At 43.6% G+C, this 10,850-nt stretch carries 6 protein-coding genes and 1 pseudogene; 2 read left to right on the top strand and 5 right to left on the bottom strand.

Annotation, left to right across the window (positions count from 1 at the left end; translation table 11 throughout):
• Window positions 1-84 precede the first annotated feature (84 nt).
• The 3 genes from QUF07_RS11935 to QUF07_RS11925 form a co-directional block, all read right to left on the bottom strand.
• A complete protein-coding gene (locus tag QUF07_RS11935; protein WP_289427578.1) occupies window positions 85-2,928 on the bottom strand; it encodes a Cna B-type domain-containing protein in 2,844 nt (947 codons plus the stop codon).
• 330 nt (window positions 2,929-3,258) lie between these two features.
• The gene (locus QUF07_RS11930; protein WP_217165103.1) at window positions 3,259-4,581 is read right to left on the bottom strand and encodes an MFS transporter; all 1,323 of its coding nucleotides are present in this window, start codon (window positions 4,579-4,581) and stop codon (window positions 3,259-3,261) included.
• A 395-nt stretch (window positions 4,582-4,976) separates the two neighbouring features.
• Window positions 4,977-5,402 carry an OsmC family protein gene (locus tag QUF07_RS11925; RefSeq protein WP_217165101.1) on the bottom strand — a complete coding sequence of 142 codons (426 nt, stop codon included), beginning with the start codon at window positions 5,400-5,402 and terminating at the stop codon, window positions 4,977-4,979.
• A gap of 191 nt (window positions 5,403-5,593) precedes the next feature.
• Here QUF07_RS11925 and QUF07_RS11920 point away from each other — a divergent pair, with 191 nt between their 5' ends.
• The gene (locus tag QUF07_RS11920) at window positions 5,594-6,790 is read left to right on the top strand and encodes an MDR family MFS transporter (RefSeq protein ID WP_289427577.1); all 1,197 of its coding nucleotides are present in this window, start codon (window positions 5,594-5,596) and stop codon (window positions 6,788-6,790) included.
• A 60-nt stretch (window positions 6,791-6,850) separates the two neighbouring features.
• Here QUF07_RS11920 and QUF07_RS11915 read toward each other — a convergent pair whose 3' ends face one another.
• Both QUF07_RS11915 and QUF07_RS11910 read right to left on the bottom strand, forming a co-directional pair.
• A complete protein-coding gene (locus QUF07_RS11915) occupies window positions 6,851-8,185 on the bottom strand; it encodes an MFS transporter (protein ID WP_430681876.1) in 1,335 nt (444 codons plus the stop codon).
• A 378-nt stretch (window positions 8,186-8,563) separates the two neighbouring features.
• Window positions 8,564-9,967, bottom strand: a pseudogene (locus QUF07_RS11910) (APC family permease).
• A 192-nt stretch (window positions 9,968-10,159) separates the two neighbouring features.
• Between QUF07_RS11910 and QUF07_RS11905 the strand changes: the two are divergent.
• On the top strand, window positions 10,160-10,738 hold the full coding sequence (locus tag QUF07_RS11905; protein WP_217165095.1) for a TMEM175 family protein: 579 nt from the start codon (window positions 10,160-10,162) through the stop codon (window positions 10,736-10,738).
• Window positions 10,739-10,850: the final 112 nt, after the last annotated feature.

The raw sequence follows: 10,850 nt of genomic DNA, 5'->3' as shown, positions 1-10,850 counted from the left end.
CATTCGATTGTGTTATCTGAAGAATAACATGCTCGAATGCCTTTTTGAATACGTCCAATTATTTAGTGCTTACGTTTGAAAGTACTACTTCATTCTAATTTTGTGGGTAATCACTTCAGCAATTCCTAACAAGCTCATCAGGATTATTCCCATAGCAGTGATCAAAAGTTCTTGCTTTTCATTATCATTAGTTTGCGGCAATTTATTCAATGAATTTGTCGGTACACCTGTTGTGGGGCTCGGTGTCTGCCCATTAGCAGAAGTTGTCAGTGTTGGTCGCTTAGCAGTGACTTTGGCATGTTGCGTTGTCGTTGCTGTTGATTTATTTGGCACCTTCCGATCAGGAGTTTTTCTGGTCGTCTTAGGTACGTCTGAAGTTGGCTTCTTGGGCGTAGGCGTATCTGGAGTTACTGGTGTTGGCGTTACCGGTGTATCAGGCGTTACTGGTGTATTCGGAACATATTCATTTGTCAGCGTTGCCGCACCGTTGTTCACTGGTCGAGGCCCACTTGGATCAGCCTTATAACCATCGGGAACATTGTCTTCAACAACGGTGTAAACAATCGTGTTACCAGCTGAATCAGTCTCTGGCAAGTCGCCAAAGGATGCGATGTAGTTATTGAGGTTATCCAAGATCACCGTTTTACCAGTTGATTCCCCATTAGCATACAGGGTTGCCGTCACACTTGGCGTTGTCACGCCGTCAGAAACATTCTTCCAGACTTTTTTGACTGTAATTGTGGATTGTTTAGGAATAAAGGCGTTGATAAATGTGACCTTGCCGTCTTTAACCTCTTGCCGCATATTGGTCCGGGACTGATAGCCGGCAACGGGTGTTTCAACAACTTCGTACTTAATCGATTGACCATTTTCATCGGTCAACGGCAAATTATCGAATCGACTTAAGTAGCCGTTTGCCGATGTGAGCTTGCGGGTCTGATTAGTAGCTTTGCCATTTTCCCACAATGTCACAACGACATCCGGCAACTGAGTCCCTTTAGGAACACCCTCCCATACTTTGTTCACCGTGACAGAGGTTTTGTGCGGAATAAAGTCGTTGGTTAAAGTAACTTTGCCGTTCACAACGTTCTGTAGCCCACTTGTTTTGGGGAGATAACCTGTTGGAACAGCCGTTTCAGCGACGGTATACTTAATTGTATTACCATTACCATCGGTTTCTGGTAAATCAGGGAATGGCGCAGACCAGTTGTTACTAGCATTTAAAGTAACCATCTTGCCAGTGGATACTTTATTGGCATATAACGTTGCCGTAATCTGATCAGGTAACGTGGTCCCTGATGGTACACCTTTCCATTGCTTTTTGACTGTAATGGATGTCGTCTTAGGAATATAAGCATTAGTTAACGTAACCACATTATTTTTAACGGACTGTTGCCCTGGGGTTTTCGATTCATAAGTGTCTTTGTCAAGCGTATTGGTATCCTCTGCTACCGTGTAGGTAATGTCTTTACCATCACTGCCCTGCTTGGGTAAACCAGAAACTTCGGCTGTATAATTATGTGCTTGATCCAAAGTGACCGTTTTGACTGGGTTCTTAGTATCACCGTTTTTGTATACATAAGCCGTCACACTGGGTGGCGTTACTCCATCAGGAACCCCTCGCCAAACTTTGTTAATTTTAATTGAAGTGGTTGCCGGTGGCGTTGGCGAGTTATATGTGTTCACAAGGGTTGCAGTTTGGGTCGTAGAATCAACCGTTCCGCCAGTCTCTTTAAATGAATCTGGCACCTTCACCTCTTTAACCGAGTAAGTAATCGCCTTGCCGGCCCCATCGTCTTTACTTAAAGCATCAAATGTGCCAGACCACGTAGGACTACTTAAAGTAACCGTCTTGCCAGTTGCTTGTGGTTCTTTGTCAGTTGATGTCTGCCGATATAATTCAACCTGAATTGCTGGCTCATTCACACCTGCAGGAACATCGTTCCATTGCTTCTTAACACCGACACTATAGGTGCTACCATTGCCATTTCCGCCAGCACCAAGGGTAACTAGGGCGTTGGCGGTTCCAGTATCAACAACATCAATGTTACCTTTGGTTCCGCCGCCGCTTCCTGTATCATAACCAGAAACTGTCATTTGATTATTAAGGCCAATATGGGCACCAGCTTTTGTATAATCAGATTCCGGGTTAATTTTGGTCAAGTAAAAAACGTTCACCGTTTTAGTTAGCGTCCCGTTCCACTTGATTGTAAACGAGGTTGGCGCGGTGGCATTTGGAAGATAATTGACAGTGTAGTCACCCACTGGGACTGGTGTGTTTTTCCCATCGTCCCATTGAACAAGTAATGTTCCAGGAACCATTGTCTGACTGTCAGGATTTTGAATATTGTCCGTTATGACAGCGGTATTGAGTGATCGATTGTTGGGATTGATTTTACCGTCCCACTCAACATATTGATAACGACCGTTCCCATCAAGCGGATACGTTTTGCCATTACTATAATCACCCTTAAAGGCCCAGCCGTTCTTGGTAATGTAATCACCACCAGCTGTGCCACCACCATTCGCACTTCCGGAGACACTAAACGTGATGGTACCGCCCATATCATTATTTTTGGTTGAATAGTAATTTGTAAACGTGATAGTTGCAGATGAATCCCCTGCCTTTGCAGTGACATGACCAACCACTGTCTTGTCGTCAGGGGCCAAGATATCAAACGGCGTATCGTACCTAAAATGAGTGCCTTTCGGCAAGCTTAAAGTAGCAGTATCCCCCGTCTTCACCTGCGTGTCTGGCGCAATCTTATAGTTATATGTAAGCTGATAATCGGTACTCTGATCCCATTTACTAACATCGGTCTGATTGATCGGATTTCCATTATACAGCGCATCTCCGGACCCAATTCCAGAAATACTTGACGTAATATCCGCCGCTTTAGCTGGTTGTGATGAAAAAACGATCCCCACCAAAACCAGAATTGAAAAACATACGAAACTAAACCATTTTAAAAAAAATCCACCTGAGATTGCTTGACACAATTCCTCATGAATAGAACCTCTTTCATTAAATTTGTACCTTCATACTTTTTATACCACTTATACATCGTTATTACAATTGCTTAGCACTACCATTGTTATATTTATAATGAGGGAGTATTCATTTATTCGATTAGATTGATGACAATCTAAAAAGTCCCCGGGCATTCCGAGAACTTCATATCAATCTAATAATAATTTATATAGATTAACGCTTTCGGTGATATAACCACCGGGGGTCTAAACTGCTGACGATGTTTACTAATCTTGGATTTTTTCAAGAATTCGGTCTTCATCATACAATTTGAGAATCAAAAACATCACCGCATAAATCACCAGTGGCAGCCAAACATAATTCAAATTGATCATTAACAATGTCTCGGCATTTTGTGGTCGATTGGCCACATAGCCGGACAAATGAAACAGCCCAGCAGTGATTAGGCCGCCAAGTCCCAAGCCTAAATTGACGCCAAAATCATCTGTCGAAGCCAAAATTCCTTCTGCTTGAATCCCTAAACTCACTCCGTAGCGAATCGTATCAGCAATCATGATGGAAACTAGGCCAATAATAATGCCATTCCCAATTGAATTAATAAAGACGCCGGCAAACAGGATGCCCATTACTTTTGTGTAAACCCCGATGGCAATCACAAGTTGTCCAGCTAATGCAACTAAGATTCCTTGCAGCATCGTAGTCTTTTTGCTTCTCACATTTGTCAGTCGAAGAATAAGCAGCACTCCAAGCAGTGAAGTCAATGTAAAACCATTCGCCAAAGGAACCAAGCCAACGGTACCGACTGTATACTTAAAGTAATAGATGGTCGTTTGATTTTTGATAGCCGTTACCAGCCAGTACAGGAAAATAACGATCGAAATCACGATCCAGGGCTGATTATGCCGCAACATTGATAACACCGCTTTGAATGGCTGGTGCGCAATTTCAGAATTGGCAAATCGTTCGCGAACGTGGACAAAGGTATTGATAATTAACAGCAACGAAATCACACCAAATAACATGATCGTCCCTAAGAACCCACGCTGCTGACTTCCGTGGCCAAATAATGCCACCAGTGGCAACGTAAATACCGCAACCACGATTTGGATCGAGCTGCCGAAGAACTGACGAATCACCCCTAACAATGTTAATTCCCGGGGATTTTGAGACATCGTTGGTAGAATTGACGTAATCGGTAAATTAACCGCTGTGTAAAGAAACCCTAGCCCAAGGTAAGTAACGTATGCCCAAGCAACCTTTCCTGGATAAGAAAAGTGAGGGGTCACAAACGTCAAAACGGCAAAAATGACATACGGCACTGAATACCATAGGAAAAACGGCCGGCTCTTACCAAACCGGGAGTGGGTGTGATCGATCATCACGCCAATAATAAAGCTCTCAGCAACATCGGCCACTCTGGCAACCATGAACAGGATTGCCGCATCGCTTGCCGACAACCCATAAACGTCCGTGTAGAAAAAGAGTAAATAAGTCGTCATCATCTGAAATATTAAATTATCGGCAGCATCGCTGAGACCATAGCTGATGCGTTCCGGCCAGCGAGTAGACCATGTTGTAGTAGCCTTCAATAAACCGACCCTCTTTCGTAACTAGATTGTACACAATTTTGTTGTTAAGAACAAATATATTTTGGAAAGATCCCTTTGCGAGTTGATTGCAATTCATTAATATGGAAATTACAAATAATCCTAAATTCGAGAGCTAATAGTAGTTCGAATTCAGGATTATTTGTAGTTTGGTTTTAAATTAGGTAGCAAAACTCGCAAGTTATCAATGATGGTTTAGTTATAAACGCCATTAGTGATATTTTGAGATCAGGGTATTTCAATGGCTAGGCACTCTAGCCGAAACGTGCTCCCCCAGGCAGAAGCTTGCGCATAAATCCCTTCAACAAAAATCCAAAAACCGGCGATTTCTGTTGAAGAGACTTATACTCCAGCTTCTAGCCGCCTGGTTCCGCACTCTAAAACTTAAACTGATCCACCACCTCAAACGTCACATTTTCATTAGCCTTTAAAAGCTTTGCCACCGGACACTGATCCAATGCTTCAGCGACCATTTGTTGGGCCTGCGCATTATCCAAATCATGAAACAAAATTTGGCAGCGAACGATAAACTTATATCCCTTGGTATCCTTCACAATATCAACCGCCGTATGAATAATACTATCAGGCTTAATATTATGTTGGCGCTCGACAATGCCAATCGTTGCGTTAAAACAGGTACTCAACGCAAACCCGATGAATTGTTCCGGGTTGGTGCCGGGGCTATCCATCAGTGAACTGCTGACGCCAAGCGCAAGGCCTTCATTTCCCCGAACGTAACTTTGGCCCGTTAGACCGTGTTCGTTAACAACTTCTGTATGATAAAGTGATCCGCCTACAGCCATAGATAATTCCTCCCATAATGAAATCTCATATTCCTTTAAACACCCTCATCATATGTGATTTAAATTAGTAAGTCCATCAAATAGCGTTGGCAGATAACCGGTAATGACCCACAAGTTGTTCCCCCACACCATCCACTTTTTTTGATACAATGGGACACGGTGCTCAAAATCAGATTAAGGAGGTCCATCAGATGACCAACAAAGAAATGAGTTTCCGGTGGCTGGTTACCGGGGCCCTATTTAGCAGTATCGGGATGAGTTTTGTCTGGCCGTTAACCAGTGTATACTTGCATAATCGGCTTGGTGTGTCCTTAACCATGATTGGGGTTGTTTTACTTTTTAACTCCCTTGCCAGCGTCCTTGGCAGTTATCTTGGCGGTTACTTATACGATCGAAAGAATCCCTATCATCTTTTGGTGGGTGGCGTGATTGCTTCCACAATTACCCTCATCATCTTGGTATTTTTCCATGGCTGGCCGATGTTTGGAATCGTCCTCTTCTTTAATGGCCTTTCGGCTGGTTGGAATTTAGCGGTTGTCAATTCGATTGGAACCAGTATCAAGTCAAAGGACAGCCGTTACGTTTTTAACATGCTGTATTTCGTCCAAAACTTGGGAATTGTCGTTGGGACTTCCTTAGTTGGCTTTATTTATAGTATCAGCGTCACCCTGATGTTCGTGGTGGCAAGTGTTCTTTTCCTCGTTTTCCTGACCATCGTGATTACCAAATACAAGCCGGCAGCCAACGAATCCCGTAAGAAAGTTTCTGACACTGAAAAGACTTCTTGGAATACCAAGCATCTTCCCAAGACAAATGCGACTATTCTGACAACTTTCTTTCTGTCATTATTTATTATTTGGATTATGTACCAACAGTGGGTTTCCAACTTATCCGTCTACATGACCGGCTTGGGCATACCACTGCGCAACTACAGTTTTCTCTGGACAATCAATGCCGGCTTAATCGTTGTCAGCCAAATTATCATTAACTGGATTGCCAGGTATCATGAAAATTTGATTATGCAAATTTTCTTTGGCTTTTCAATGTTTGCGGTTTCTTTTATTACCCTGATTTTTGCTAAAACTTATCCAATGTTTGTCCTGGCAATGATCATTTTAACCATTGGTGAAGCCACCGCGTTGCCGACCATTCCGGCGCTGGTTAACGTCTTAACGCCAATCGAAGCCAAGGGGCGCTATCAAGGGCTGATTCAATCGTACGCTTCAGCTGGGCGCGCCATTGGACCATTATTTGGCGGCATGATTATTGAACTATCCTCTTTTACCGCGCTGTTTGTTATTGCCACAATTGCTGTTTTACTGGTTTTAACAACGACTGCCGTGATGTGGAAAACCCTCCACGGGAGCCTAACTCGTTATCGGACTTAATGCCTTCACTGAGTGGATCAATTACAAATCACCATCCAGTTCGACCCGGATGGTGGTTTTTTACTTGTCCAATTTATTAGTGAGCTTAAACAACCGCCAATACAACCAATAATTTAGCAAGCCAATCAGGGCCAACATCACAAAGGCCATCTGGGTGCCCCTGGCGACGTTTTGAGGCATTGATAAACCAGCTGAGTTAAAAGCCGTCATGAACACCGCCATCACGGTTGTCCCAATTGAGCCGGCAATTTGCTGACCCGTACCATACAGGGCATTTGCATCATTTTGTTCCTGCTGGCTGAGATTTTTTAAGCCGTAAGTCATTGTATTGCCAAAGGCCATGGCTCGGCCGCCGGCGTATATCGCATAGAAGATGGTCACCCACAAGACTGACATTTGGCGGGCAAAAATCGCGAAGCACCCCATCATGACAAAATAGAACGTATTTCCCAAATAAAGAGGTAATTTGCCGCCATAGCGATCCAACATAATGCCATAAAATGGTTGGCCTGCTGCATTCAACACGCTACCGGGGAATAAAATCAAGCCACCAAGAAAGGCCGCGGCGCCATTGACCATTTGAACATAACTTGGCAACATAAAGTTAATTCCCAAATTTGAAAATTGAAGTAACACATATGGTAGAAAGCTGTAGATGAAGGCGGGCTGCTTAAAGACCGTCAACCTAAATAACGCTTTATGACTATGTTTTGACCGCCAGATAAACAACGCCGACATCACGACGGTCACAAAGATATCTGCAGTGAAATGCCAGATGCCATTTGGCAGTGTCAGCGCGTTCATCCCCACTAGCAACATAATCATCGCGACTGATAAAAAGCCAAATCGCAGCCAATCAAACGGATACTTTTCGGTTGGGCTATACTGCTCGATGACAATCATTCCCAGAATCAAGAAAACAACTGCAAACGGTAAGGTCCCCCAGAAAATCATCCGCCAATCAGCCAGTGACACAACCGCCCCGCCAAATGTGGGTCCAAGGGCAGGCGCCACAATCAGGATCAAGTTGGCAAATCCCATGTAGGTCCCCAGCTTGTTTCGAGGCACAAGTTCTAAAATAATGTTATTCATCAATGGCGCAGAAATGCCGACACAGCCAGCTTGAACCAGGCGCCCAGCCAATAGTAGCCAATAAGTTGGGGCCAGCGCACACGTGACGTCGCCAATCATAAAGAGTAAGACCGCACAGCCAAATAATTGCTTGTTTTTAAAACGCCGTTTGAGAAATGCAGAAACCAACATCAACAACGCCACCGTGAGCAGGTAACCGGTCGTCACCCACTGAACCGTGCTGAGGGAAACGTGGAATTGTTTCATCAAGGTTGGAAAAGTCACGTTCATTGAAGTTTCAATCAGAATGCCGAGAAAAGTCATTGCGGCAATGGCTGAGATAGCAAGGAGTGGATGGTTCGTTTTCTGACTGACGGTTTCTTTCGGCAAAGTTGGCACGGTAATTCCTCTTTTCTGAAACATTTATTTGCTAATAAAATTATGTTACCATTTCACAAATTATGACGCTAGCTAGGGATTTCTTGGCCTCGTTGCAAAAACGCGCGAAAAACAACTGACGCTTAATATATAAGGAGACCCCCAATTAAAGCCAAAACTGGCCGTGTTTTCTTGGCCTCGTTGCAAAAACGCGCGAAAAGTCGCTGACGCTTAACATATAAGGGGACCCCCAGTTAAAGCCAAAACCAGGCTTTAACTGGGGGTCCCCTTATATGAACGCGTCAAACCGCTACTTTTCGCGCTCTATGCACTTATCCGACTATGTCTCATTCCATATCCAAAGTAAAGAATAAGGCCAAACACGAACCAAATTCCTGATGCAATCCAGGTTTCTGCTTGCAATTGTGACAGCATCACCATACATAGCAAGCCAGAAACTATCGGCAACACTGGATACCATGGAACCTGATATCCGTGGTGGTTTTGAATTTCTTTATTATTTCTCAATGGGATAATCCCAAATGACACGAAGAGAAAGGCAATCAATGTGCCAATATTAACCAAGTTGGTCAATTGATCCAGCGGAACAAAGCCACCCATAAAAGCAATCACAATCGTAATCGTTATCAGGCTGTTTCTTGGACTGCCCTTTTTATCCAACTTACCAAGAAGCTTTGGCAGCAACCCATCTCGGCCAATTGAATAAATCAATCTCGAAGAACTATAAGTCATTGTGACCATCATGGTAAACATTCCAGCTAATGCGCCTAGCGAAATGATACCAGCGACCCAATTCAGCTTCACAAATTGTAAGGCAAAGGCAACCGGATCTGCGACGTCCAGCTTGGTGTACGAAACCATTCCCGTTAAGACGATCGAAACGCCCACCTACAAAATAGTTGCAACAATCAGCGTCCCAATAATTCCGATCGGCATATTGCGCTTAGGATTCTTAACTTCGGCAGCTGAACTCGAAACCGCATCAAAGCCCAAATAGGCAAAGAATACCGCAGCAGCGCCACCCAAAACTCCGCCGTGGCTGCCACCCATCCAACCGTAGGGTAAGAATGGATGCCAGTTAGTTGGTTTTACATAGAAGGCGCCCACAAGAATAAATAGCAAAATAATCCCAATTTTGACAACAACAATTAAATTGTACAATCGAACTGACGAGCGCATCCCATGATTTAACATCCAGGAAATCAAAATAACAATAATAATTGCAATCACATTACCATAGGTTCCCTGACTCGGTACGAACGGACCAGAAATGGCCTTTGGGAAACCAATATGGAAGCCGGCTAAGAACGATTGAAAGTAAGCGCCCCACGCACTAGAAACCGCCGCAACAGCCAGAACGTACTCCAAAATCAATGCCCAGCCCAATATCCAGCCGATGATCTCGCCGAACACCAGGTTTCCATAAGAATAGGCACTTCCGGCAACCGGTAACGCTGAGGCAAATTCGGCATAGCACATGGCTGAAGTTGAACACACAATGGCCGCCACAATGAATGAAAGAATAATTCCCGGGCCAGCTTTGGTAGCAGCAACAGTTCCTGGCAGAATAAAGATACCAGTACCAATCACCGCCCCAATCCCTAGGGCAATCAGATCAAAAGCTGACATCGTTTTAATAAATTTTTTGTCAGTTTCAAGGTAACGATCCAATTTCTCCCGTTTAAAAATTCGTGAACCTAATGACATAATCTGTAACCTCCAGATGGAAAATTAACTCCTGATTAGAATTATTAGTCTATTTTAACTTTTCCTCATCATAAAAGTCAATTAGCTCACAACCTTGGAAACGATTACAGACAAACAAAGACGTTATCTGCAAATTTCTAAGAAAAATATTGTATCCTTGTGATGTAAAGTATGTGAAAGGAGTGTGACCTGATGCCTAAAAATCGACTTGAAGCGTTTACCGATGCAATCATCCCAATTATCATGACTGTCTTGGTTTTGGAACTTGGCGAACCAAAGACCTATTCGTGGAATGGGCTGTGGAATATGCACGAAGAATTACTCGCCTACGCAATTTCATTCTTTCTGCTGGCAATTGTTTGGGGCAATCACCATCATATGTTCCAGGTGGTCGAGAAAATTGACGGTTTGGTGATTTGGGCGAACACCAGCTTGATGTTCTTCCTATCATTTGTGCCATTTGCCACCGCAATTGTGAATGATGACCCCCACAGTCTGTTTGGTTCTCAGTTATACACGCTATTATTTATCTTCATTAATTTGGCATGGAACTTCTTGCGAGTGAGCCTATTGAGAGCGAACCACGACAGCCAGCTGCTGGTGGATACCTTAAAACATGAACCCAAGAGCTTAATCACCTTAGCCGCGTTCGTGGCCGTTTTCTGCCTGACTTACTTCTGGCACGAATTTGGGATGATCGGCACATTCCTGGTGATGATGCTTTGGATGATGCCTTATCAAAGTATCGAAAAAGCCATGCGTCGTTTATGATGTGAAGGAGTAAAAGGCATTCACAAATGATCTTTGAGGTTCTACAATATCTGTTGTTGGTAATAGATTTTATCTATTACTGATGACAGATTTTTTGTTTCTCGTTAGAATA

It is taken from the genome of Lentilactobacillus sp. TOM.63 (assembly GCF_030361045.1).
GTDB lineage: Bacteria > Bacillota > Bacilli > Lactobacillales > Lactobacillaceae > Lentilactobacillus > Lentilactobacillus dabitei.
The sequence above is the reverse complement of the archived record's forward strand: the minus strand, read 5'-3'. Positions and strand labels throughout refer to the sequence as shown.